General features: G+C 53.6%; 24 protein-coding genes. 10 read left to right on the top strand and 14 right to left on the bottom strand.

The window, feature by feature from the left end; genetic code table 11:
- Positions 1–56: 56 nt before the first annotated feature.
- The gene (locus ACJJIB_RS00915) at positions 57–1,736 is read left to right on the top strand and encodes an amidohydrolase (protein WP_444887575.1); all 1,680 of its coding nucleotides are present in this window, start codon (positions 57–59) and stop codon (positions 1,734–1,736) included.
- 22 nt (positions 1,737–1,758) lie between these two features.
- On the opposite strand, the gene ACJJIB_RS00910 is transcribed toward ACJJIB_RS00915, so the two are convergent.
- The 4 genes from ACJJIB_RS00910 to rsmD all read right to left on the bottom strand — a co-directional run bounded on the left by ACJJIB_RS00910 (position 1,759) and on the right by rsmD (position 6,506).
- A complete protein-coding gene (locus ACJJIB_RS00910) occupies positions 1,759–3,396 on the bottom strand; it encodes an NAD-dependent malic enzyme (RefSeq protein WP_444887574.1) in 1,638 nt (545 codons plus the stop codon).
- 156 nt (positions 3,397–3,552) lie between these two features.
- Complete coding sequence (gene ggt, locus ACJJIB_RS00905) at positions 3,553–5,271, bottom strand: gamma-glutamyltransferase (RefSeq protein ID WP_444887573.1); 1,719 nt, start codon at positions 5,269–5,271, stop codon at positions 3,553–3,555.
- Positions 5,272–5,333: 62 nt separating this feature from the next.
- A complete protein-coding gene (coaD, locus tag ACJJIB_RS00900; RefSeq protein ID WP_444887572.1) occupies positions 5,334–5,810 on the bottom strand; it encodes a pantetheine-phosphate adenylyltransferase in 477 nt (158 codons plus the stop codon).
- 96 nt (positions 5,811–5,906) lie between these two features.
- Positions 5,907–6,506: a 16S rRNA (guanine(966)-N(2))-methyltransferase RsmD gene (gene rsmD, locus ACJJIB_RS00895; protein WP_444887571.1), complete on the bottom strand. Its 600-nt coding sequence runs from the start codon at positions 6,504–6,506 to the stop codon at positions 5,907–5,909.
- Positions 6,507–6,774: 268 nt separating this feature from the next.
- Between rsmD and ftsY the strand changes: the two genes are divergently transcribed.
- From ftsY to trmB, 6 genes are all read left to right on the top strand, one after another.
- Positions 6,775–7,917: a signal recognition particle-docking protein FtsY gene (gene ftsY, locus ACJJIB_RS00890; RefSeq protein WP_444885937.1), complete on the top strand. Its 1,143-nt coding sequence runs from the start codon at positions 6,775–6,777 to the stop codon at positions 7,915–7,917.
- Between the two features lie 40 nt (positions 7,918–7,957).
- Positions 7,958–8,644, top strand: coding sequence for a cell division ATP-binding protein FtsE (gene ftsE / locus ACJJIB_RS00885; protein WP_252083868.1), 687 nt, complete (start codon positions 7,958–7,960; stop codon positions 8,642–8,644).
- Positions 8,625–9,641, top strand: a complete 1,017-nt coding sequence (gene ftsX, locus ACJJIB_RS00880; protein ID WP_444887570.1) for a permease-like cell division protein FtsX — start codon at positions 8,625–8,627, stop codon at positions 9,639–9,641. Before ftsE ends, ftsX begins: the two co-directional genes overlap by 20 nt.
- Before the next feature lie 237 nt (positions 9,642–9,878).
- Entirely contained in the window at positions 9,879–10,733 is an 855-nt protein-coding gene (gene rpoH / locus ACJJIB_RS00875) for an RNA polymerase sigma factor RpoH (RefSeq protein WP_252083866.1), read from the top strand.
- A 103-nt stretch (positions 10,734–10,836) separates the two neighbouring features.
- Positions 10,837–11,214, top strand: coding sequence for a DUF423 domain-containing protein (locus ACJJIB_RS00870; protein WP_444887569.1), 378 nt, complete (start codon positions 10,837–10,839; stop codon positions 11,212–11,214).
- Positions 11,215–11,277: 63 nt separating this feature from the next.
- A complete protein-coding gene (gene trmB / locus ACJJIB_RS00865) occupies positions 11,278–12,069 on the top strand; it encodes a tRNA (guanosine(46)-N7)-methyltransferase TrmB (RefSeq protein ID WP_444887568.1) in 792 nt (263 codons plus the stop codon).
- A 90-nt stretch (positions 12,070–12,159) separates the two neighbouring features.
- Here trmB and ACJJIB_RS00860 read toward each other — a convergent pair whose 3' ends face one another.
- Positions 12,160–13,164, bottom strand: coding sequence for a hypothetical protein (locus tag ACJJIB_RS00860; protein WP_252083863.1), 1,005 nt, complete (start codon positions 13,162–13,164; stop codon positions 12,160–12,162).
- A gap of 202 nt (positions 13,165–13,366) precedes the next feature.
- Here ACJJIB_RS00860 and ACJJIB_RS00855 point away from each other — a divergent pair, with 202 nt between their 5' ends.
- Positions 13,367–14,263, top strand: coding sequence for an outer membrane beta-barrel protein (locus tag ACJJIB_RS00855; RefSeq protein WP_252083862.1), 897 nt, complete (start codon positions 13,367–13,369; stop codon positions 14,261–14,263).
- 88 nt (positions 14,264–14,351) lie between these two features.
- Here ACJJIB_RS00855 and ACJJIB_RS00850 read toward each other — a convergent pair whose 3' ends face one another.
- Positions 14,352–16,268, bottom strand: a complete 1,917-nt coding sequence (locus ACJJIB_RS00850; RefSeq protein WP_444887567.1) for an ATP-binding cassette domain-containing protein — start codon at positions 16,266–16,268, stop codon at positions 14,352–14,354.
- A 109-nt stretch (positions 16,269–16,377) separates the two neighbouring features.
- On the opposite strand from ACJJIB_RS00850, the gene ACJJIB_RS00845 reads away from it, so the two are divergent.
- A complete protein-coding gene (locus ACJJIB_RS00845; protein ID WP_252083860.1) occupies positions 16,378–16,878 on the top strand; it encodes a TIGR02444 family protein in 501 nt (166 codons plus the stop codon).
- A gap of 174 nt (positions 16,879–17,052) precedes the next feature.
- Here the strand turns inward: ACJJIB_RS00845 and ACJJIB_RS00840 are convergent, their stop codons facing one another.
- Positions 17,053–17,991, bottom strand: a complete 939-nt coding sequence (locus ACJJIB_RS00840) for a hypothetical protein (protein WP_444887566.1) — start codon at positions 17,989–17,991, stop codon at positions 17,053–17,055.
- A gap of 455 nt (positions 17,992–18,446) precedes the next feature.
- On the opposite strand from ACJJIB_RS00840, the gene bamJ reads away from it, so the two are divergent.
- Positions 18,447–19,235, top strand: a complete 789-nt coding sequence (gene bamJ / locus ACJJIB_RS00835) for an FKBP-type peptidyl-prolyl cis-trans isomerase (protein ID WP_252083858.1) — start codon at positions 18,447–18,449, stop codon at positions 19,233–19,235.
- A 212-nt stretch (positions 19,236–19,447) separates the two neighbouring features.
- Here the strand turns inward: bamJ and rsd are convergent, their stop codons facing one another.
- The 7 genes from rsd to ACJJIB_RS00800 form a co-directional block, all read right to left on the bottom strand.
- A complete protein-coding gene (gene rsd / locus ACJJIB_RS00830) occupies positions 19,448–19,915 on the bottom strand; it encodes a sigma D regulator (RefSeq protein ID WP_252083857.1) in 468 nt (155 codons plus the stop codon).
- A 176-nt stretch (positions 19,916–20,091) separates the two neighbouring features.
- A complete protein-coding gene (locus ACJJIB_RS00825; protein WP_444887565.1) occupies positions 20,092–20,781 on the bottom strand; it encodes an LrgB family protein in 690 nt (229 codons plus the stop codon).
- On the bottom strand, positions 20,771–21,166 hold the full coding sequence (locus ACJJIB_RS00820) for a CidA/LrgA family protein (protein WP_444887564.1): 396 nt from the start codon (positions 21,164–21,166) through the stop codon (positions 20,771–20,773). Before ACJJIB_RS00820 ends, ACJJIB_RS00825 begins: the two co-directional genes overlap by 11 nt.
- Before the next feature lie 46 nt (positions 21,167–21,212).
- Positions 21,213–21,704 carry a disulfide bond formation protein B gene (locus ACJJIB_RS00815; RefSeq protein WP_252083854.1) on the bottom strand — a complete coding sequence of 164 codons (492 nt, stop codon included), beginning with the start codon at positions 21,702–21,704 and terminating at the stop codon, positions 21,213–21,215.
- A complete protein-coding gene (locus ACJJIB_RS00810) occupies positions 21,701–22,303 on the bottom strand; it encodes an acyl carrier protein phosphodiesterase (RefSeq protein ID WP_444887563.1) in 603 nt (200 codons plus the stop codon). The genes ACJJIB_RS00815 and ACJJIB_RS00810 overlap by 4 nt, the downstream gene beginning before the upstream one ends.
- A gap of 59 nt (positions 22,304–22,362) precedes the next feature.
- Positions 22,363–23,946: a glutamate--cysteine ligase gene (gshA, locus tag ACJJIB_RS00805; protein ID WP_444887562.1), complete on the bottom strand. Its 1,584-nt coding sequence runs from the start codon at positions 23,944–23,946 to the stop codon at positions 22,363–22,365.
- Between the two features lie 81 nt (positions 23,947–24,027).
- Positions 24,028–24,459, bottom strand: coding sequence for a hypothetical protein (locus tag ACJJIB_RS00800; RefSeq protein WP_444887561.1), 432 nt, complete (start codon positions 24,457–24,459; stop codon positions 24,028–24,030).
- Positions 24,460–24,469: the final 10 nt, after the last annotated feature.

The following is a 24,469-nucleotide window of genomic DNA, read 5'->3' as shown; positions in this document are numbered from 1 at the left end:
CTGAATTTTTTCACAGTGGAAAATTGAGGGGATAGGGCAAATCCGTGGGAAGCTATATGCGTTTATTCAGTTTGCTATCGGTTCTTTTGCTCCTCTCCTGTGATCCTCTAGAAAAGAGCGTGGGCTTCATTCCCACCGCCAATCCCACCCCAAGCAAGCCCGCTCAGTTAATTGTCCGTAACGCCACTATTTATACCGCGGATAAAGCCCGATCTATTGCTGCGGCGATGGCAATCAGGGGGGGGCGAATTGTCTTTGTCGGCACTGAAGCAGGTGTTGAAGCTTATATTGGCGGGGATACTGAAATTGTAGATCTGAATGGTAAGCTGGTTTTACCTGGCTTTTTCCAAAGGGCAAAAATTCGGGGGGCGGCATCCAGAATCAACTTATTTTCTGGAGGCTCCATTGAAGATTACCGTTTGGCGGTAGCGCGTTATATTCGAGAGAATCCGCAACAGCAAGTGATTGTGGGTGATGGTTGGAATTTGCAGACATTTTCTGCTGAGCCTCCGCATAAAGGAATTCTCGATCAAATCAATGACCTGATCCCGATTATTTTATTTTCTTCAGACCGAAACAATATCTGGACAAATTCAGAAGGTCTGGCTGCCGCAGGAATTAATAACGATAGTGTGAATCCTCCTAATGGATTTATAGAAAAAAACGAGCACGGCATTGCTACTGGTTGGTTGTGGGGTCCTGGCGCTGTCACACTAATAGAGAAATTGATCCCGCAGGATATAAACGGAGATTACCGAAAAGACTTGCTCAGTATGCAAGATTTAGCGGTTAGTAATGGTGTGACAAGTCTCTATGATTCCGTTGTTGTATTAAAAGATGAGGAAGGCCAAAAGGATTATTTTGATCAAATATCCGAAATTGAACCCATGGGTTTTCGCGTACTGGCCTCAATGGCGGTTAGTACAGATTTTGCCGACAGAGATTTTAGTTCGTTGCAGCAAAAGGTTAGTCAAATAGCAATCGATGACTTTAGGCTGACTTCGATAAGTTATATTGGATGGTTGCCGGAAAATTTAAGGGTGTGGATCACTACAGAACCAATCTCAAGAACTTCTGGTTCGATTAAAGAGGTTATTAACTTGGCGCAAAGGGCTAATGCTCACCAATTTCCCATACAGATTTTAGTCTCTGGAGAAGAGGAAACTGATAAAGCTTTAAATATACTGGAAAAGTTGGAGGGGGGCGACACCAAAATACGCAATGCAATTGTTAATGCTTCTTTAGATAAAGAGTCCACTCTGGATCAGCTTTCCCAGATGCATAGTGCCGTATTTATGCAACCAAAAAATATTTTCCTCTTGTATGGCGGCCGAGAAGGTTCAACGGAGGGCAGAAGTTTAAAGGGCGGAGAAAAATATATTCCCATGAGTGTCTCTTTATTATCTTCTGACCCCTCTCAGATTCGTGGCATGGTGGATCCAATGGCGGTTATTTATCGGGGATTAAATCTAGGAATTTCTATTGATGACCTAGTTGAGGCTTTTACAATTAATGCTGCCTATTCCGGGGGCTTGGAAAAGGAAACGGGCAGTATCGAAAAGGGTAAGTGGGCTGATTTTATTGTTTTAGATAGAAATATATTTAATTTTTCTAAAGATCAGGTTGATGAAGCCAAAGTGATAAAGACTTTTTATAAGGGACGCTTGGTATTTGATCGAAAATATTTTAGAAATTCAGGCAGTGAACCAAGATCAATACAACTAGACACCTTCTGACCTTTGTTGCATTGAGTTAAATTTAAATATAAGAAAGATATTCAGCTTTATAAGTATGTTTTTCTATAAATTCTAAAAAATCTTTTGGCGGTTCCAGTGCGCTGAGCCCAAGTTCAAAGATTTTCTTGCTGACTTTTGCGGCTGTATTTTGGGATATTTCTAAAATTTTTGATTGTGGCGGAAACAGACAGCCCTGCAGCAGCAGATCTTGACCGACTTGCTCAGCAACTCCACGGGCGGCCTCAATAAATAGTGAGTCGGGCACACGTTTAGCACTTGTTGCATAAATTGCCATTGCTACCGCGGGGAAGATATATAAATTATTCGCTTGGCCTGGCAAATAGGTTTTTCCATGCAGTGTGACCTTGGGGAATTGTACGCCGGCGGCATAGATGGCTCGGCCTTGGCTCCAACTGTAGGCCTGCTCCGCACTGCATTCGGCATGTTCGGTTGGGTTAGACAGAGCAAAAATAATGGGTCGCGGGTTGTGTGTGGCCATAGTTTCCACGACTTCCTGGGTAAATAATTGGCCAACAGTACTGACGCCAATCAAGGTGGTTGGCTTGTGAGTTTTTATGGCCTCCAATAATTGTGAAGTTGGGGATTGGTCGTGTGCGTAGGGGCGCTGGAAGTCGAAAAGGTCTTCGCGACTTTTTACCAGTAGTCCCTTTTCATCGAACATAATAATGCGGGCTTGGGCCTCTTCCCTACTGAGCCCCTCATTGACCAGTTCACTCACAAATAAATCCGCAAGCCCTATGCCGGCAGATCCGGCACCGGCGAAGAAGATTTTTTCATCCTTTAACGAGCCCTGTTTGATTTTCAGGGCGTTGATCATGCCGGCCAGGGCAATGCCCGCAGTGCCTTGGATATCATCGTTATAGCAGCAGGCCCTGTCTCGATATCGTTGCAGCAGGTGGACGGCGTCACTACCGGTCCAGTCCTCAAAGTGCAGGCAGCAATGTGGATAGCGCTGCTGGACAGTGTCCACAAATTCATCCACAAAACGGTAAAGCGTCTCGGTATCCGGGCGTTTACGACGCAGGCCTACATAGAGTGGGTCTGCGAGTACTTGTTCATTATCGGTGCCGGCATCTAAAAAGAGTGGCAGTAAATGTTCTGGCGGTACGCCCCCGGCGGCGGTGTAAAGCTGCAGTTTACCAATGGGGATACCCATGCCATTCGCGCCGATATCCCCGAGCCCCAGAATTCGTCCGCCATTGGTGACACAAATAAATCGAATGTCCCGGTCCGGCCAGTGAGACAGGGAGTCGGCGATACTGCCCTTCTGCGCAATAGACAGATAGACACCCCTGACCCTGCGCATGATATGGCTGAACTTGGTACAGGCTTCACCGATAGTGGGGTCGTAAATGATCGGAAGGAAGCGCACCGGATCGGACATCACCACTCGGTAAAAGAGCGTCTCGTTGGTATCCAGTAGACCGGTCAGGTAGACAAATCGATCGATATCCGAATGTTTGTGGCTCAGTTGCATCATCACCCGCTCTACCTGGGTTTCGATGGTTTCCAGAGCGTAGGGAATCAGGCCGTTAAGGCCGAACTTGTTGCGTTCCTCTTCTGTAAAAGCAGTGCCCTTATTGGTGCTGGGGTCGTGTAGGAGTTCGATACCAGTGGCATCTACTTTGCGGTAGTCCAAGAGGGGCCCTCCAGTTGCGTTTTAGCTTACGCTAGTTAGGGGGAAGTATGGACCACTCTAAAGAAGGGGCACGCTATCCGGAAAGCTGGTTTATGAATGACAGCCTGCTTGGGAGGATGGTTTTGAGGAGGCATGCAATATGCCTCCTCCAGAAAATCAGTGCCCCAGCGCACTGCCTTCCCGGCGGGGGTCGGCACCGCCGTGGAGTGTATTGTTTTTTACCGCGATTGCATGAATGCCGCTGTTGAGATCGCGCTCGACGACCTCATGCCCGCGTGCCCTGAGTTTATTGATGGTGTCCTGGCTAAAGAAACCGGGTTCAAGTTCGACACGCCGCCCGATAGCGCCAATGTTGCCGGCTGCAATGGCATCGGCAATGGGCATATTCAGCCCCAGGTGGTAAAGAATGGTGCGGGCGGTGTAGTCGATAATACGTGACCCCCCGGGTGAGCCCACCAGTAGGCGCAGGCTGCCATCTTTATTAAATACCACCGTTGGCGACATGGAAGAGCGAGGTCGTTTGCCGGCCTGGATACGGTTCGCCACCAACTGCCCTTTGGCTGTTTTTGGGGTAAAGGAAAAATCGGTCAACTGGTTATTCAGCAGAAAACCCTTTACCAGCAGGCGAGAGCCAAAGCCCGTTTCGATGCTGCTGGTCATGCTGACGCCATTGCCGTAGCGATCTACAACGACCAAATGGCTGGTGTTGGGCATCTCAGGTGATTGGGCCGTGAGGCGCTTTGTCGCCCCAGTATTCGGATTGCCGGGCTTGGCTATGCTGGCGCTGTCAGGGTCAATTAGGGTCGCACGTTCGCTCAAGTAAGCGGGGGATACCAAAGCCTTACTGGGCACTTTGATAAAATCTGAGTCGGCCGAATAGGTGTTGCGATCGGCAAAGGCCAGTTCTGAGGCTTCGATAAACAAATGGGTGAGCAGGTCGTCCCCGGCTTCCATTTCAGCGATGGGAAAAGCTTGCAGCATGCCCAAAATGCCGCCCACGGTGGTGCCGCCCGATGAGGGCGCATCCGCACCGCAGATTTGGTATTCGAGAAAAGCGGAACAGAGGGGCTGGCGCTGTTTGGCCCGATAATTGGCCATATCCTCAAGGCTGAGCAGACCGGGGTTTTCAGTGTCGCCGCGAACGGCCTTGACGACCGCCTCGGCGATCTCTCCTTTATAAAAAGCATCCGCACCATCGCTGGCAATCATGCGCAGGGTGCGGGCATATTCCGGATTCTTCAGCCGGTGGCCCACCGGCAGGGGCCTGCCGTCACTGTCAAAGAAATAACTGGCGATCGCCGGTCTTGCATCTACATGGGGTAGCCTGCTCAACAATTTGTGCAGACGCGGAGAGACTTCAAAGCCGCTTTCGGCTAGCTGGATGGCTGGCTGGAATAAAACTTCCCATGGCAGTTTGCCATCGCGCTGGTGCGCCATTTCCAACATGCGGATGACGCCAGGGACGCCCACTGAGTAGCCGCCAATAACCGCCTGCATAAATGAACGCGGTCTACCGTCGTGCATAAAGTAGTTTTCATCCACCTCTGCCGGAGCGGTTTCCCGGCCATCGTAATAGCGCAGCTGTTTATCTTTGGCGTCGTAGCTCAGCATAAAGGCGCCACCGCCAATACCCGATGACTGGGGCTCCACCAACCCGAGCACTAACTGAGCGGTGATGGCTGCATCCACGGCACTACCGCCCTGCGCGAGGATTTGTTCGGCGGCGCGACTCGCGTGGGGGTTGGCGGTCACCGCCATATAGGATTTGGCCGTGGCAGACTTGATTGCACTGCGGCCGGTATCGACTTCCGGTTGCGGCTCATCGGCCATGGCCGGAGATAGAACAAGGGCGAGAGCGAGGAGAATGTGACGCACGAAACACTCCGCGGATTGTGGAAAAATCCGCTCGAGTGTATCAGAAATAACCAATTCGGGAGTTAGCGGAATTTCTCTTCCAGTGCCTCTTGTACAGCACTTGGAACAAATTTTGTGACATCTCCACCGAGAGAGGCAATTTCTCTAACTAAAGAGGAAGAAATATAGGACAAGTGTTCTGCTGGGGTCAGGAACAGGCTTTCCATATTCGGCGCCAGTTGGCGGTTCATATTAGCCAGCTGAAACTCGTATTCGAAGTCGGATACTGCGCGCAGGCCGCGTAGAACCCCGTAGGCATCCACCTGGCGCACCAGGTCAGCCAGTAGGATATCGAAGCCGATGACTTCCACATTGGGCAGATGGCCGAGTACGCGCTGGGAGAGCTCCACCCGCTCATCCAGGGTAAACAGAGGATTCTTTCGATTACTGGCGGCTACGGCCACGATGACGTGGTCAAATAGGCGACAGGCCCGCTCCACCAAATCGAGATGACCATTGGTGATTGGGTCGAAAGTTCCGGGGTAGACAACTTTTTTCATACGCCAAGGATAAATGCGGGCTGAAAGGGATGCGAATGGTAAACAATTTACGGCTAAGGCTCAAAACCGAATGCGTTAACCTGACCCGCTGACCGGTCAGTGTTCAGTGGTTGCATCGGAGTTATTACGAAACAGTCGCATACAGACCTGACCAGTGCGCTTTTCCTTGATTAACGACCAGTCGTTCGCAGCAGAAATAACAATGTCTCGGGGTGTCTCGATATAAATCAGAGCACCTTCTGAGAGCCTGCCAGTGAGAGCGCCGAGACTCTCCTGCCACAAATCGTCTGCAAAGGGCGGATCGATAAAGACAATATCGTAAGGCTTGCCGCCACCGACCAAAAAATCTGCTGCCCGGCAGTTATGCACCTCGCCATCTGTGGCTTCGAGTAGCTGGAGTTGCTGGTTTAGGGTGCGTGCAGCCTGGGGATTCAGTTCGACGAAATCCACTGAGGCCGCGCCACGGGATAGAGATTCCAGACCCAGGGCGCCGGAGCCGGCGAAGAGGTCGAGGCATTGTGCGCCAGGTAGGTGAAACTGCAACCAGTTGAACAGGGTTTCGCGCAGGCGATCGCCGGTAGGTCTCAACCCCTCAACCGGGGCAAATTGCAATTTGCGCCCGCGCCACTGCCCTCCGATGATGCGCAATTGGGAAAGGGGCTGTGTGCTTTGCTTGCGCGATGAACTTCTGGCCAAGGTAACTCTCTACTGGGGGCTTAGCGATGCTAAGATTAGCGTCTTTCTGCAAGCGGTACACCCGGATAAACGAATGATCTTTGATTTCCTGCGCAAAAAGAAAAAGCGCAAGCCCGAACAAAGCGAGCCCCAAGGGGAGCAGGCCGAAGCGGTTGGCTCACCAGAGGAGGCCCCGGCGGAAGAGTGGCAGGAGCCATCTGTCACCGATAAAGAGCCCGCTGCACCCCAGGAGGCCGCTGCCGAGTCAGCAGAGGCGCCCGCTCCAGAGATGGAACAAGCGACTGCTGATGTGCAGGAACCTTCCACAGAAGCTGTTGAGCCGTCGCCCGCTAGTACAGCCAATGCGCAGCCCGAAATTCCGTCTAGCCCTGAATCTGAGTTGCCAGCCGATACTGCAGCAGCAGCGTCAGAACCGGCTCCTCGGGTTCAGGAGCCAGCGCCCAAGCCCACCCCCGTGCAGGAAAAACCCGTAGCGAAAAAGAAAGAGGGTTTCTTTGCACGTATTCGCCGCGGGCTCAGCCGCACCAGCAATCAGTTTGTCGAGGGCATGGGCAACCTGTTCCTCGGAGCCAAAGAAATCGATGAAGATCTGCTGGAAGAGCTGGAAACCCAGCTGCTGATGGCAGATGTGGGTGTCGAGGCCACCAGTGAAATTGTTGAGCGCCTCACTGAGCGCGTCTCACGCCGCGAGCTGGCCGATGGCGATGCGCTCTATAAAGCGCTGCAGCAGGAGTTGGCAGAGCTGCTCGACAGTGTCGACGCGCCTTTAGTGTTGGATACCAGTAAAAAGCCCTATGTGATTTTGGTAGTCGGCGTTAACGGCGTTGGTAAGACCACCACTATCGGCAAGCTGGCGCACCGTTTCCTCGGCGAAGGCAAATCGGTGATGCTCGCCGCCGGCGACACTTTCCGCGCCGCAGCGGTAGAGCAGTTACAGGTTTGGGGGCAGCGCCACGATGTGCCGGTGGTGGCTCAGCATACCGGTGCGGACAGCGCCTCGGTAATTTTTGATGCGGTCCAGTCGGCCCAGGCCCGTGGTATTGATGTGGTGATCGCCGATACAGCCGGCCGCCTGCACACCAAGTCCAACCTGATGGAAGAGTTGACCAAGGTGCGCCGCGTAATGGGCAAGCTGGATCCCAGCGCGCCCCACGAGGTGCTATTGGTGCTGGATGCCGGCACCGGCCAGAATGCAATTAACCAGGCTGCGCAATTCCGCGAGGCGGCCGGTGTCACCGGTCTGGTGCTCACTAAGCTTGACGGCACCGCCAAGGGTGGCGTGATCTTTGCCCTGGCGCGGCGTTTCGGTATTCCTGTGCGCTTTATCGGTGTGGGTGAACAGGCTGAGGATCTGCAGCCGTTCCGCGCGCGCGAATTTGTCTCGGCGCTGTTTGGCCGCGATACCGCTTGATCGCTACTAAACCCTCTTAGGGAATAACAAGAACAAAATCGTGATCACCTTTGACAATGTGAATAAGCGCTATGCATCGGGGCAGGACGCCCTGGTGCGTATCAGCTTGGAAGTCCCCCGCGGGGATATGGTGTTTCTCACCGGCCATTCAGGTGCGGGTAAGAGCACACTTTTGCGGCTGTTGACCGCCATCGAGCGCCCCACTAAAGGCTCGATTTTGGTTGCTGGGCAGAATCTCAACCGCCTGCGCAATAGTCAGATCCCCTATTACCGCCGCAACCTGGGTATCGTTTTTCAAAACCACCAGCTGCTGTTTGATCGCAGTGTGTTCGACAATATCGCTCTGCCACTGGCAGTGGCCGGCTGCAGCAAACGCGAAGTGGGCCGCCGGGTGCGTGCCGCTCTAGACAAGGTAGGCCTCCTGGACAAGGAGAAACACAATCCCATTACCCTGTCTGGAGGGGAGCAGCAGCGGGTGGGTATCGCCCGTGCAGTAGTGAACAAGCCGGCGATCCTGGTAGCGGATGAGCCTACAGGTAATCTGGACCCCCAGCTGTCACAGGAGATCATGCAACTGTTTTCCGACTTTAATGCTGTGGGCGTCACTGTACTGGTGGCAAGCCACGACCTGGAATTGATAGCGCGCATGCGCCGGCGGGTATTGACCCTGCAAGCCGGTCAGTTGATCTACGACGGAGTCCCGAGCCGTGAAGCACACCCAGTCTAGAGCCCAGCGCCCGGCGAGCAGTGGCATTGAAAAGCGCCCGCGTAGCAGTGGCGCGGTGGCTGCTCGCACCGGTATTTCGGATCGCTGGCAGTCCTGGCTCGACCACCATCGCCAGGTAGCGCGGGAATCCCTGCGTCGTTTTTTCGCTACGCCCATGGCTAGTGCTATGACCGCCCTGGTAATCGCTATCGCCCTGGCTCTGCCCGCCGCTTTGCAACTTGGGTTGGCAAATTTTCAGCGCGCTGTGGCCGGCTGGGATGGCCAGCCGCAGATTTCAGTATTTCTCAATAAGAGAGCGCAGAAAACGGCAGTAGACTCCTTCGCCGCCAAACTGCGCAGAGACCCGGCCATCGCAGAGGTGACTTATATTTCTCCGGAAGCGGCGCTGGCTGAATTCGAGCAGGCTTCCGGGCTCGGCGACCTCCTGGTGGGGCTCGATGCCAACCCTCTGCCGGCAGTATTGCTGCTGCGCCCGCGAGATACCCATAACAGCGAAAAATTGCAGCGCATTGTGGATAACCTACAGGAGCACGCCCTGAGTGACTCGGTGGTGCTCGATCTGGCCTGGGTGCAGCGCCTAACCCAGCTGACGGAGCTGGGGCAACGGATGTCCGCAGGGCTCGCGCTGCTGTTGGCGCTGGGGGTTATCCTGGTGGTGGTCAATACGATTCGCCTGCACATTGAGAGCCGCCGAGAGGAAATCCTGGTGGTAAAGCTTGTGGGTGGCACAAACGCTTTTGTGCGCAGACCTTTCCTCTACAGTGGTCTCTGTTATGGGGCTTTTGGCGGACTGCTGGCATGGGCTCTGTTACTGGGGGCGGTGTTGCTATTGTCCGGGCCGATCTCAGGCCTCTCCTCTAGCTACGGCAGTAATTACAGCCTAGTGGGGCCCGGTTTCAGCTATTTTGTTGGCCTTATCGGTGGCGCTGCTTTGCTTGGGCTGCTGGGGGCCTGGCTGGCGGCGGGCCGTCACTTGCGCGAGATCGAACCCAGCTGAGACGAGTGTTTACACGCCTTGGTTTAGCCAAGAAGCGTAAAGCTGTAGCGAATTGGGGAACCTAGGTGGGATTTGGTCCCTCTAAACGGCTGCAATACAAGGGAATACGGCAGTTGGCGGCGGACTTTCTTAACCGCTCGTGCAAGTGCTACACTGAGTCCAGCCTGTTGCCGGATAAAGTGTCCGACGACAGCGGCCGCTGGAATCGGCCGACTAATAATGAGAGGAGAAACCTGAATGGGAACCAGCCTACAGCCAGTGCATACGCTGTCTCCGGGCGCCAACCTGGGAGCTTACATCCAGACCGTCAGCAGCTTCGATGTGCTGTCCGCGGAGGAAGAAAAGCGCCTGGCAGAAGACCTCTATTATCGCGAAGATATTAACGCGGCCCGCCAACTGGTCATGTCCCACCTGCGCTTTGTCGTACATATTGCCAAGTCTTATTCTGGCTATGGACTCAACCAGTCGGATCTGGTGCAGGAAGGCAATGTTGGTCTGATGAAGGCGGTTAAACGCTTTAACCCCGAGAAAGGGGTGCGTTTGGTCTCCTTTGCGGTGCACTGGATCAAAGCGGAAATTCACGAATTTATCCTGCGCAACTGGCGCATCGTGAAGATCGCTACCACCAAGGCACAGCGCAAGTTGTTCTTCAACCTGCGTGGTCAGAAGAAGAAACTGGCCTGGCTGAGCAACGATGAAGCCAAGGCGGTGGCTAAAGATTTGAATGTAGATGTCGCCCAGGTCCATGAGATGGAGGGCCGCCTTGCCGCTCATGATGCCGCATTTGATGCGGGGGTGGACGACGATGACGACACCGCCTGGCAAGCGCCGGCACACTACCTGGAAGACCGCAGTTATGATCCGGCAGCTCAGTTGGAGCGGGATAACTGGCAGGAAACCAGCTTCAACAGTCTGGCCAATGCTATGGAGCAGCTCGACGAGCGCAGCCGCGATATTATCCAGGCACGCTGGCTGAGCGAGGAGAAATCCACTCTGCACGAGTTGGCAGATAAATACGGAGTCTCCGCCGAACGTATCCGTCAGCTGGAGAAGAACGCCATGAAAAAAGTGCGTGCGGCTATGGAGGCCTGATAGCGCACTTTGGCAGTTCGGAAAAAACCGCGCAACAGCGCGGTTTTTTTATTTCTGCGATGCATGGACCCGCTTCGTCGGGCGCAAAAAAATGGGATAAGCCATGGCTAAAGTTTACCTTCTACTCGCCGCATTATTTGGCGCCAGTGGCGTTGCTCTCGGTGCCTTTGGCGCACACGGCCTGCGTGGCAAGGTCGCCGAGCCGCTATTGGAAGCCTACAAGACCGGTGTGCAGTACCAGATGATCCACGCCCTGGCGCTATTGGCTGTGGCGCTGCTGATACAGAATTGGGGAGAACGTCTGTCACTCACTCTGAGCGGCGCTTTCTTTGTATTTGGCTTGGTGTTTTTTTCCGGTAGTCTCTACGCCCTTACCCTGGGTGGGCCGCGTTGGCTGGGGCCGATTACACCGATTGGTGGGTTATTGATGATCGCCGGCTGGGTGACACTGTTTATTGCCGCCGTGAATACCCCCAAATAGCCGGGCTGTCGCCTATCAAAACCCGAATAAGAGAAAACCGTTTCGCATAAGAGGTCGCGAACAATGCAAGACGAATCCGCGGAAGAGTTTCCCTACCGCACCGAGTACAAGAAAAAATCTATCCGCAGCTACGTGATTCGTGCGGGGCGGATGACTGAGGGGCAGCGCCGCGCCTTTGATACTTACTGGGGAAAATATGGTCTGTCGCTCTTCGATGGCCCTCTGAATCCAGTTGAGGCATTTGGCCGTGAGGCTCCGCTTGTGTTGGAGATCGGTTTTGGTATGGGCGACTCACTGCTTGCCATGGCCCAGGCCGAACCGGATAAGAATTTTATTGGTATTGAGGTGCATCCTCCCGGTGTGGGTCGGCTGATTAACAATGCTGGTAAAGCCGGGATTGATAATCTCAAAATTTATATGGCCGATGCGGTGGATGTTTTGAATGACTGCATTGGGGATGGCATTCTGGACAGGTTCCAATTGTATTTTCCCGATCCCTGGCATAAGAAGAAGCACCATAAGCGCCGCATCGTGCAGCCGCAGTTTGTGCGCCTGATTTGCAGCAAGCTGAAAACCGGCGGTGTTATGCATATGGCTACGGACTGGCAGAATTATGCCGAGCATATGCTGGAAGTGTTGCAAGCGGAGTCGCTGCTGGAAAATACCTCCTCCAATGATGACTATGTCGGGCGTCCAGAGTGGCGCCCGGAAACCAAGTTTGAGCGCCGCGGCCAGCGTCTTGGGCACGGTGTCTGGGACCTGGTGTACCGCCGCCTGCCCGGAGAAGCTCCTGCCCTAGCGCCGAGCGAAGAGACTGTTGAAAAGCCTTCCAAACCGGCACCGGAGGTCGAATAACATCCAATTTGCCACTTGGAGAGTTTTAGCAATAAGCGCCGACTGTAAGTCGGCGTTCTCCCCCACCTGCGGCAGTACCCCACCCTTTCTTTAAACGTACAGCTGCCAGTTCTTCTTGAAAGATTCCCAGCGCTGTTTGTCTGCGGTGATACGAATATTTCTTACCGAGTTTTCGTTGTAGTACATCCAATCCGATAACACGATATTGTTTTGGCTACCGGCATAGTAGCGCATGCGGAAGCGGCGAATATATTGGTTGGGTATTGCCAGGAAGGCTACCTCACGACCGGGGGTGACGTTGGCGACCTCAACGCATTCATGTCCAGTTTTGTCGAACTCATAGACAAATCCGGCGATGGCTTTATCCACCCTGTCGGTTTGGTGCAGGTAGTAGTAACGCACCGGGCAGTAAGTTTTGTTGTGCCAGGCAAAGCGTGCTACCACGTTGGGATCGTCAGTGCTGGATATCACCTGGCAGGAAGCGCCGCTACCGAGATGGGGGTCGTGGCGGTTGTTGTTATCCATTTTTGGAAAAAAACCCCCTGACTGCCACAGCATTTGCGGCGGTCGGGTATCCCCCCGGTACAGGCGCCCCGGTGTCATATGCAGGTTAAAACCCGAGCGGCTAAAACGATAACGATACAGATTGAAAGGGATGTCATTGTGGTTCTGAATATTGCCCAGAGCCAAAGGTTCTGACAATGCGGCTTCACTGGCCTGGCGATACCAGCAATAGGCGCCGCCCAGCAATGTGGTAATGGCGTTTTGACGTCGCTGTATTCCATCCGAGGTGAGCTGTTGTACCGGGTTAGAGGGATTGAAGCCGGTCAACCAGGTATACATTGCCTCTATAAGGCTTTGGGATGTGTTGGATATGCGGGTGTAATCCAGAGTCTGGATCAGTGCAGCCTGAGTCACTAACTGATCAATTCGGGTTAGTCCATCTTTACTGCGGCTGTACTTCCAACTGCAGCGAGAATTCTGTTGAAAATCGGTGGCGTATTCTCGAATAGTTTTTGGTGGGCGGCACGAAGTTTGAATCAACTCTGGGCGAACCAGGTTTCTTACGTAGTTATCTATGTTTGGCGCCAGCATCGGTTAACTCTCCGCTGTTTATAAGTATATTTTTTATTTCCCGTCTATGATTTTCATATTGGGCGCGGCATTAAATAGTAGTTTTATTAAAAATGCAGAACAAATAACACAAAGATAATCGAATTAATTTGAATTTAAAGTAGTTAATCAAATTAATAAAAATTGAAAGGGGGATAGTTTTAAAAAGATTTCGGTGTCAGTAATGGGTAAATGCCATACTTCCATTTCAATTCTCTGCGGTGCTGTGTTGCTTTTTTCTGTCAGCAATGTTTCGGCCGATTTTGTCGGTACCCTCAATCTCTATGCCAATGGCGGTAAATACTGGTTTAACAGTGACCGTTTAAACGGAACCCCTTTTCACGGATTGACTTTGCAGGATACCACCGGTGGTGGTGGTGGCCTGGGATTTAATATGACCAATTACTGGGCGATGGAGGGGGTGGTCGATTACTTTATTGTTGGAGTGGATGATTTTCCCGAAAAACTCGAGATTTACAATTACCACCTGGACCTCCTCTACCAATTTGGTGGGCAATTCTGTGGTGATTTTTGTTGGCAGCCATATGTGGCTTTTGGCGTTGGCGAGATGCGCATTAATTATGATAAAGCGCCGAAAAAACGTTACAGGAGATATTACACGGACGAGGATGGGATAGAACGTTACGACTGTAAATATCGGTATAAACACGGTTATAAATATCCTGACTGGCACCCCTACCGGAGATATCTGTGCAACTGGCATGATCGCCAAACCATGGTCAATCTCGGTCTGGGGATAAAATACAGCCTCGGTCCCCGCTGGCAGGCCCGTGCGGATGTGCGACTTTTTCAGGGGGTGGATCACGGTGGGTTGGATGGTTTTGCCAGCGTTGCGATTGGCTACCAGTGGATCGAGTACCCGGACTTTTGGTACGACGAGGATGCGGACGGGATTATCGATGCAACCGATCAGTGCCCACAGACCCCGGTAGGTGTGGATGTTGGCCCCGATGGCTGCCCCATGGATATCGACTTTGATGGGGTGCCGGCCTATATCGATCAGTGCCCGAATACACCAGTCGGCACCGCCGTGGATGAATATGGCTGTATTCGCAGATAGCTAATGCGTTTTTAAAGGCTTCCGGGGTAGCTCCTGGAGGGCGGTGATGATGCCCTCCAGGAGCTATTTTGATAGGCAAACGGTCTAGTTACTCCCCGCGCAATTGTTCAAGCTGCTCGGAAATTTCCAGCCATTCCATTTCCAGAAGGTCGAGAGCTTCGCGATATTCGGTTTGCTCTTTATTGAGACGTGCAATTTCATCTTGCTGGCCTCCCATGTAGAGTTGCTCATCGGCCAACTTGCCTTGAACTTTTTGAAATTTTTCCTCTGTTGCGGCCATTTGCCGCTCAATATTTTTTAATTTATTGGTCAAGGGTTTTAGTTGTTCTCGCAAGGCGGCAGCGGCACGGCGTTGGGCCTTTTTATCTTCTGCAGGTTTTTCCTGATTATCACCGCTTTCTACTGATTTTTCCTCACGTCGCTTTTCCCGGTTAAAACCCAGTAGCCACTGTTTGTAGTCCTCGAGGTCACCGCTATAGGGTTCCGCACGACCATTTGCGACCAGAATAAATTCATCGGCGGTATTGGCAAGTAGATGGCGATCATGGGATACCAAAATAACCGCACCGGGGAACTCGGCCAGGGCCATGGTAAGAGCATGGCGCATTTCCAGGTCTAGGTGGTTGGTGGGCTCATCGAGCAGTAGTAGGTTGGGTTTTTGCCAGGCGAGGATCGCCAATGCCAGGCGGGCCTTCTCTCCACCAGAGAAGCCGGCTACGGTTTCAAAGACCCGGTCGCCAATAAAGCCGTATCCGCCGAGGAAGTCGCGCAGAGACTGCTCACTGGCCTCTGGACTCAGTCGTTGCAGGTGTAATAAAGGAGAGGCCTTGCCATCCAGAGCTTCGAGCTGGTGTTGGGCAAAATAGCCAATAGCCAGATGTTCGCCACACTGGCGCTCACCGCTCTTGGGGGCAAGCTCGCCGGCAAGAGTTTTAATTAGCGATGACTTACCCGCGCCATTGGGACCGAGTAGGCCGATACGGCGGCCGGACTGAATACCCAGTTGTACTTTCCTCACGACCACTTTGTCGGCATAGCCGATATCAGTTTCGCGCAGGTCGATCAGCGGATTGGAAGTTTTATCCGCAGATGGCAGGGTGAAGTGAAAGGGTGAGTCCACATGGGCTGGGGCGATTTGTGCCATGCGGTCCAATGCCTTTAAACGACTTTGCGCCTGTTTGGCCTTGCTGGCTTTGGCGCGAAAGCGCCGCACAAAGTCTTCCATGTGGGCGCGTTCGGATTGCTGTTTTTCATATTGTATTTGTTGCTGGGCTAAGCGCTCGGCGCGTGTGCGTTCGAAGGCGCTGTAGTTGCCGCTATAAAGCACGAGCTTTTGCTGTTCAAAACTGACAATGCCATCAACCACTGCATCGAGGAAATCGCGATCATGGGAAATAATTAACAGGGTGCCGGGGAAACGCTGTAGCCACTGTTCCAGCCAGAGGGTCGCGTCTAGATCCAGGTGGTTGGTGGGTTCGTCCAGCAGCATCAAATCCGCGGGGCACATCAATGCTCTAGCCAAATTGAGGCGAATGCGCCAGCCACCGGAAAAGCTGCGCACCGGACGCTGTTGTTCCGCGTGCGCAAAACCCAGGCCGTCGAGTAACTGTGCGGCACGCGCGGGCCCGCTATAGCCGTCGATGCTGGCCATACGCTCGTGCAGCTCGGCCAGTTTGTGGCCATCGGATTCCCCGCTGGCTTCAGCCTTTTTGAGCTGGTCTTGCAGGTTGCGCAGTTCCCGATCGCCGTCGAGTACATAGTCGAGGGCCGACTGATCGCTAGCCTCCACTTCCTGGGCCATATGGGCAATTCGCCAGCCGCCGGGGATATCCACCTGTCCAGCGTCGCTTTCCAGTTGACCCAGTAGCAACTTAAACAGTGTTGACTTACCACAGCCATTCGCGCCGATAATTCCCACCTTGTGGCCGGGGAATATACGGCAGTCTGCACCGTTTAGCAGGTCGCGCTCGCCTCGATGCAGGGAGACACCTTGCAAATTAATCACTGGAAAAAACCTCTTATGAACAGGCCGATGAATGCTAGGCTATTCGACGTATTTGTACGTATTCGCCGCCGCTTGAGCGCGCCGAACCGCAAAGGGCCTGGATTTTAACGTGACAGATAGCACACCTCCATCCTCTTCCAAGGAAAACCCACTGTGGCAGTTCAGTCTGGACTTCTATCGTCATCAAGGGGTTGAAGACTTCTTGCTCGACTGCCAGGACACGAAGGGGGCCGACGTGTGTTTAATGCTTTGGGCTAGCTATGCAGCGGTTTGTGGACACCAGTTGAGTGAGGAGGGGTGGCGTGTGGCTGATCGCGGTTTGGCACCGCGTCGTAGAATGATTATCAGTGTACGCCACCTGCGTCGCTTACTGGGGCGCTTTCGCCCTCATACAGTGCGCGTGTACGAAATGTGTAAGCGTTATGAATTGAACTTGGAACGCTTGCAGCTGGCGGCACTTTGGAAAATTTGCCTGGAGGCATGGCCGGGAGATAAGCCTGCGCTACAGCTTGCGGGGCAGCAATATGGGCTTTTACAAAAAGATCAGGTTCACTGGGCGGGTCTGATTGAGAGTTTTATGGCTTCGGTCGAAAATCTGGATGCCGTCTGAATTTTTCAGGCAGCGGCTTTAGCAAACACAGTGTGCTGCCAATAAAATTGGAAGGTTTCTACCTACTACCAATCCCGTACTTCCAATAAATTACACCGTAATGGACTGGCTACTTGGCACCCACCCTAATAGAACCGGCCGGGTGCCAATCTGTTTACAAAGTATTAGGAGCGCCTATTCGCCACGGTGACCCTCTGTGGAAAACAGGCTATTGGCCGGTGTAGTTGGCGTAATCGATGGTGCTGGTGGAGTTTGCTCCAGTGGTTTTTGCTGCTCATCAGATGCCAGGTTCTTTGCTTCTTCAGTGGGTTTTTCCTGAATTTTGCTTTCACTGGGTGCGGCTTGCTTGGGTTTTTCCTGTTGCGGCTTTCCTTCTTTGGCCTTTACCTGCTCAGGTTTAGCAACTTCAGAAGTTTTTGTCGCTGTTGCGGCTTTAGTTTGGGTAGCTTTCTTGCTGGCGGGTTTTGCTACTTTTTGCTTGCTCGCGGTGGTAGTTTTTGCCGGCTTGGTAGCGGTTTTCTTTGTGCTACTAACTGCTGCCTTCTTAGACGGTTTAGCAGTACTCGTCTTTTTCGCAGCAGCTTTCTTTTCGCTGGCCTGTGCTGCTACCGTCTTTCTCGTAGATTTTGCCGTGCCAGCTTTTACAGACTTAGCAGAGGTTTTACTGGTGGCTTGCTTAGTGGCGGTGGGTTTTTTCGCCTTAGGCTGAGTCTTAAGCAGCTCTTTTTCCGTTTTGGCTGCGACTTTGCGTACGGTTTCCGCCGCTTTGAGCTCTGCCTTGGCTCTGGCTTGCAGATACTTGGCGTCGGCAGCAGCTTGCTTAGCCTGTTGAAATACCTCGTTAAATTTCTCTACATTGCTTTTAGCGGTTTCCACACGCTTTAGAGCTGCGGGCGTCTTGGTGGTTTTCGCCTTAGCGCGGGCTTCACCCAGTTTGTCCTTTGCCTTACTCAGCTTGTCTTTTGCTGAGGTCAGGTTTTTTCCGGCCTTAAGTACCGCTTTGCCGGCATCGGTGATTTTCTTATTGCGGGCTTTGTCCAGTTTTGCGGCGAGTTTGGAAATTTGTGCTTCCAGCTCTGCAACCGGATTGACAGCTTTTGGTTTGGCAGCCATGAGTAAATGTCCTGACGTTTATTATCGATTGGCACTTCCGGATAGTGCGCTCTTCTTCCTTTAAATACGATGGATACCGCTCTAGCAAGAGATATGCGCACCGCGCACTGCCCCAAACTGAAAAGCACTTCAAACAGTCCAGAACAATAACCGGTTACTGGCCGATAATAGCGCTGTTTTTAAAAAAAATGTATGCCGTGTACTGCGAAAAAAGCGTTGTCTGCAGATTTTTTGTGAAGCGGCTGGAACCAGCAAGGGGAATGTGGTGTCCTGCACAGTGTGCGCGTCATCAGTATGCACTGGGAGTCGCCTTGGGTTAGACTTGGGCGCACTGGCGGAAACTGTGCGCCTGGTGGCTTAGGGCCTGAACAGAGTTGCTTGAAATACCGCTGTTGGCGTTGGACCAAGGTCAAGCGCGAATCTATAAACGCAATACGGACAAAGAGACAACACCCATGAATAAATACCCTTTGGCTGCAGCAATTGCCCTTGGCCTGGCGCTGACCGGCTGTAACGAACAGGGACAGAAGCAGGAAAAAGAAGTTGCCCTGGACACTCAGGAGAAGAAGGTCAGCTACATCATTGCCGAAGACATGGCTAAGCGCCTCAAGGCTCAAGATGTGCAGCTGGATCCCAAAGTGGTTGCGATGGCACTGAACGACGTTGCCAGTGGCCGCGAGGATCGCTTGTCCGATGAAGAAAAGCAGCAGACCATTGCCGCTTTCCAGGAGCAGATGCAGAAGAAACAGCAGGAAATGCTGGCTCAGCAGGAGAAAGAATTTAAAGAGAGCGCCGACAAAAATATGCAGGAAGGCAAGACTTTCCTCGAAGAGAACGCGAAGAAAGATGGTGTAGTCACCACTGATTCTGGCCTGCAGTATAAAGTGATTAAAGAAGGTAGCGGCAGCAAGCCAAGCGCTACCAGCACCGTTGAAGTTGATTACAAGGGCACCCTGATTAACGGTGAGGAGTTCGACAGCTCTTACGCGCGCGGTGAGCCGGTTCAGTTTCCGGTAAACGGGGTAATCAAGGGCTGGACAGAAGCTCTGCAACTGATGAAAGAAGGCTCCAAGTGGGAACTTTATATCCCCTCTGAGCTTGCTTACGGTCCCGGTGGTGCAGGCGGTAAAATTGGCCCCAATGCCACTCTGATTTTTGAAGTGGAACTGCACAAAGCAAATGTTGCTGGTGATGAGGGTTCCGAGAAAAAAGAAGAAAAGAAAGAAGAAGCTCCATCTGAATAATCTGACTTTTCGAACTTTACTGAAAAAGGGCGCCAATAGGCGCCCTTTTTTTGTGCTTGAATTTATTTCACTTGGCTACCTGGTTTTATTTAAAGATTAAATGCATTCGCAGATATATTCCGGCTAACTGGTCGTCAGCCGGCGAGTGAAGGCGAGCAGAAAATAGGAGTCCCTGGGCAAAGAAAAATTGCATGCAACACGAAGTGGCTGTGCTAGGCGATCCGATTTTTGTGAGCGGTGTGTAACAGGGCGATCATTCTATCTTCGGAGCTAAAGCGGGTTTCTAGCGCCTCTCCCAGTTCGGACAGATCCGGTGCCAGGCTGGAAAGGTCGTCCGTCTCCAGATATTTATCGTTGAAATCAACGGCGATATCTGTAGTTCTATCGATATCATCGTAGAGTTCACAGGCTTTTTGCAGACCTTGTTTATCATCGAAGGCCTGCCCCTCACGCATCAGTTGTTCATAGACCTCAAAATGACCGGCCGACACATAGTCCACCAGCAGCTGGCACAGCTGACGGACACGGTCTTCGGTTTCAGGGTCATCCTCGCTGAATTCCTTTTTTTCGGAGAGGTGGTAGAAACTCACTAATAGGTTTTGTCGTGACTGAAGCCAGCGGTCAATAATTTCGCTGACACCACCCCAGCGCTCCCGCGCCGACTTGCAATTTTCCAGCATCGCCAAGATGTCCTTTTGTTACTGTTGCTGCAGTGGCAGCTTATTAGCTTTTTGCTGATCTCGAAGGCCCTTAGGAAGATAGGAGATTCCCCCGCCGGCAGCAAGGAGTCAGGCGCAAAGTACGTCAGAATGCTGTGACGGCTGTGTAAATTTCACTGCTCGCGTCGGCAGGTAACTCAGGGGGCGATAATTAGCGGTAACAATAGCGCGCTTAAGGCGCCACAGAGTCCCATAGCGAGGGCGGCACAGGCGCCACACAGCGCACTGATTTCCAGTGCGCGCGCCGTGCCCACGGCGTGGGCATTGATACCGAGCACCACGCCGAGAATCCGCTCGTCGCGAATACCTAGGCGGCGCACCAGCGGTGGTCCGGCCAGGGCTCCTACTACGCCGGTGAGCACCACGATTGCTGCGGTCAGGCTTAAGCTCGCGTGAATTTTTTCGGCAATTGCAAGTGCGATGGGTGTGGTAATGGATTTTCCGCTAAGGGCGAGTAGTACAGACTTCCCCACTCCGAGTAACAGTGCGATCCCCACAGCAATTGCTGGGGCCAACAGGGCTCCGACGGTGATGGTTACCAGCAGGGGCCAGCCAGCGCGGCGAATCACTGTCAGGTTTTGTTTCAGCGGTACGGCCAGCGCGACTACGGCCGGACCCAGTAAGGCGTAGAGTAGACCGCTGGCATCCTGGTAGTCGCGGTAGGGAATATCCAGGCTATAAAGAGCTGCGAAAACTAGCAGACTTGCGGTGATTATCGGGTGTAACAGTACCGTACCCGTGCGTCGGTACAGCAGTACCCCAAACCAGAAGGCACCGCAGCTCAATGGCAGGGCAAACAGCGGGCTATGTAGTAACTCACTGTTCATTGTTGTGCACTATATCGGTTTTTCTGAGTAGGCGGCGCAGCAACAGAGTACACAGCGTAAGGCTGATCAGGGTGCCAAAAAGAATTGCGGCGAGCAGGCCCAGCCATTCGGATAAGGAGAGATCGCGCAGAAAGAAGACCCCAGTGGCGGCGGGTAAAAATAGCAGCGGCAGTAAAAAGAGCAGCTGTGCACTGACTTTTGCCAGGCCGCGGGGCACGCTGCCGTAGACCATTAGGCCCACCAGTAGCAGCAACATCCCCACTACAGCACCGGGCACCGGTAGGGTGAGCGCCTTTCCGATCAGGCTACCGAGCCGTTCGCAGCCAAACAGGATTGCGATACCGAGCACCCAATGGGCTAGTTCGCGTGGGGATGGTGCTGTCATTGGCAAAGGGCGGCTCCGCTGAGCCGGGGTTTAGTGTCCGGTTGATTCAGGCTTTGCGAAATGCCTGCCAGCCGCCAAATAGGATCAGTCCGGCAAAACCAATAGCGGACCAGCCGGGGATACTGAGGCCCATCATGGTCCATTGGACCTCGGCGCAGTTGCCGTCGCCGGTGAGCAGTGCCTTAAGTACATCGGCCATAGGAAAGACCTCCATCATGTAGCTGACACTGGGTCCGCAGGCGGGCACCTGGCCCTCCGGCAGGCTCTGCAGCCACAGCTGGCGCCCGGCAAAATAGAGGCCGCCCAGAGCCCAAATGGAAACCAGCAACCCATAAACGCGCCGGCCGATCGTTGCAGGATTGTGCAGGAAGGCTATGAGAGAGACCAGTCCAATGCCAAGTAACATCACTCGCTGGGTAATACACAGCTTGCAGGGCTCCAGGCCCCGAGCGTACTCCAGATAAAAGGCGGAGCCGAGCAAAAAGACGACAATTAGAAATACCAACAGAAAGGTAATGCGTGGGTTGGGTAAGGTCATGGTTTATCGGATCCTGAATAGTGCTGCCGAAAGCGCTGGGCTTCGAGATTCAAGTCGGTTAGTAGTTTATTGAAATTGTTTTCCAGTTTTGCCCGCCCGCTACTGAGCTCAGGCAGTATTTCCTGCAGCGCAACCGGTTGGCGCAGGCGCTGACCTACCCGCTCCAGGGTGAGGCCGATGATGCGTTCCTCGCGGTAACTCTGCAGTAATTTAATTTGCTCGGCACGGGCCATAAATGCCCGTGCCTGCGGCGGAATATACCGGCTGTGGCTGCGAAAGTCTCTCCAGCACTGGTCGCAAAATTCTTCCAGGCTCTGTGGATGCCACTCCTGCCAATGCTGTGCCAACAGATGGTCGAACCAGATATCCAGTGCGATACCGGCATAGCGGCGCCAGCTGGGGTCCAACTGCGCCAGGGCCTCACGATAAGAGGCATTGCTGTCGGTGCTGGCATCAATGCGGCGGTGCAGTTTGATACCGGCCTCAATGGCCTCCGGCAACTCGCCTTTGAGTGGACCCTTCACAAAATCTCCGAGTAGCCCACCCAGGCGCCAGCGGGTGTCGGGACCAGAAAGCAGCAGGTGGGCGAGATAGTTCATGCGCTCAATCCCTATGGGCGGATATCCGGACCCTGCGCCGGTGCTCTGTGTTGCCAGGGCTAGCCCTGGCAACACATATATTGCGCGTAGTAGTGGCTGAGGAATTCCTCGAAGGAGCCCTTGTCTTCCGCTTCCACGCGCTTTTGTCTGAGCAGGGACTCCTCGGCTTCACGAGAGAAATCCCGCACCGACTCGCTGTCGAGAGGGCGCTCGAGAAAGTAGCGGCGATGTTGCTCGGCTTTGTGCATAGCCCAATGGTAGAAGTTCAGGTTTTGCTCCTGCATTTCCGCCAGGATCTGCTGGGCTGGGGTGGGTATCTCCCCTTTGACCTTGGCGCGCTGAACTCCTACGGCACTGCGGTACTGGTCGCCGCCCCAAGCGCTGTCGAGCAACTCGGCTACAGTATCCACCTCCCCGAGTAGCTGGGAAGCCCACTCACTGAGCTCCCGTTCGCTTCCGTTGCTGCGCAGCTTGAGGCCGGGCTCGTGGCCGCGATAGACGATACGCTGTTGGTTTTCCTGGGTCGAACGGTAATCGACCTCATCGGTCTCCGGGCTCTCTGTCAGCAGGCAGTGCAGCAGGAAGCTGTCGATAAAGCGCATTTGTTGCGCATCGATGCCCAGCGGCATAAACGGGTTCAGGTCGAGGCAGCGCACCTCGATATATTCGACCCCGCGATTATCCAGTGCCGCCAGGGCAGTCTCGCCGCGTTTGGCGGGATTTTTTGGCCTGATCGGTGAATAGAATTCATTTTCGATTTGCAGCACGCCGGCGGAAAGCTGCTGATACTGTCCATCGCTATCCTTGACTCCGAGCTCGTTGTAGGGGCCATAAGGCCGGCTTATCGCTGAACAGAGCGTGGACAGGTAGCTGCGCAAGTTGTTGTAGCAAACCACCAGAGACTGCTGCACTTCGCTGTTGTAGCCCAGGTCGCCCATGCGCAGGGAGGTGGCGAAGGGAGCGTGTAGGGTGTGACCGTCGCCGTTAAAAGCTTCGAGCTTATGCTGGCGTCCTTCGACAAAAGAGGAACACACCGCAGGTGCGGCTCCAAACAGGTAGATCAGCAGCCAGTAGTTGCGGCGGAAATTACGGATCAGGTCGAAGTAGCGGCGGGTCTTGAATTCGCACAGGGCTTCACTGCTGCCCTCGAACTCGTGTAGCCACAGCCAGAATTCATCCGGTAGAGAAAAGTTGTAGTGGATACCGGCGATGGTCTGCATGGCGCGGCCGTAGCGCAGTCCGAGTCCCAGCCGATAAATGGTCTTCATAGTGCCGCTGTGGGAATCTCCGTAGCGGGCTACCGGGATATCGCTATCGGCGCCGATAACACAGGGCATGCTGTTGACCCACAGGCGCTCGTCTCCGATCTGGCTGTAGGTAAAGCGATGAATGCGGTCGAGAATCCGCAGGGCTTCCTCCGGGGTAGCCACCGGAGGGGTAATAAATTCCAGCAGCGCCTCAGAAAAATCGGTGGTGATGCTCTCGTGGGTCAGCGCGGAGCCCAGTGTCTGCGCGTGTGGCGTTTGCGCCAGGGTGCCGTCGTGGGCGACCCGCAGACTCTCTTTTTCCAGGCCGCGACGTATGCCCTTGAGCAGTTGCACGGGTTTGGCCTGGGATAGGGCAGCCAGGTGGGGAATAGGCACTCGAATCTCCTTGGTACTACCGGAACTCTTTCTTGTTGTCGCCGTTGGGGCTACTTGTGCCGGTGCTAAAAGAATCTCCGCTCAGGCGGCAGACTCCGATTCCGATTTGTGCTCGCCGGGTTGTGCGGGCGTCTCATCCGGGGTTTGTGCTGGCGCGATCTCAGGAGCCTGTTCCGGAGCCACTTCCGGCTCTGGCTGTGGTTCCAGCTCGGTGGGCTCTGCAGCCGGGATCTCCTCTGGTACACCGGGCTCGATCTCCGGATCCTCGGGCGCCGAAGATTGCTCAGCGAGAGCTTCTTCCGGTATCAGTGGCTGGGCCTTGGGGTTCAGCGCACACTGCAGCAATTCGATACGCAAGCCGACATCACGGGTATTGGCCTCGAACATCTGGTTGATGGCGACATCTTTATGCTCGCTGCGAAACAGTTTGTTGGGCTCGCGGCCATCAAGCCATTCGCCGCTTTTGCTCAGGAACTGCTGGTGCTGGTTTGTCAGCACATACACGTGACTCATTGTGTTGGGC

Source organism: Microbulbifer mixtoriginis (SeqCode) (genome assembly GCF_052467705.1).
The sequence above is the reverse complement of the archived record's forward strand: the minus strand, read 5'-3'. Positions and strand labels throughout refer to the sequence as shown.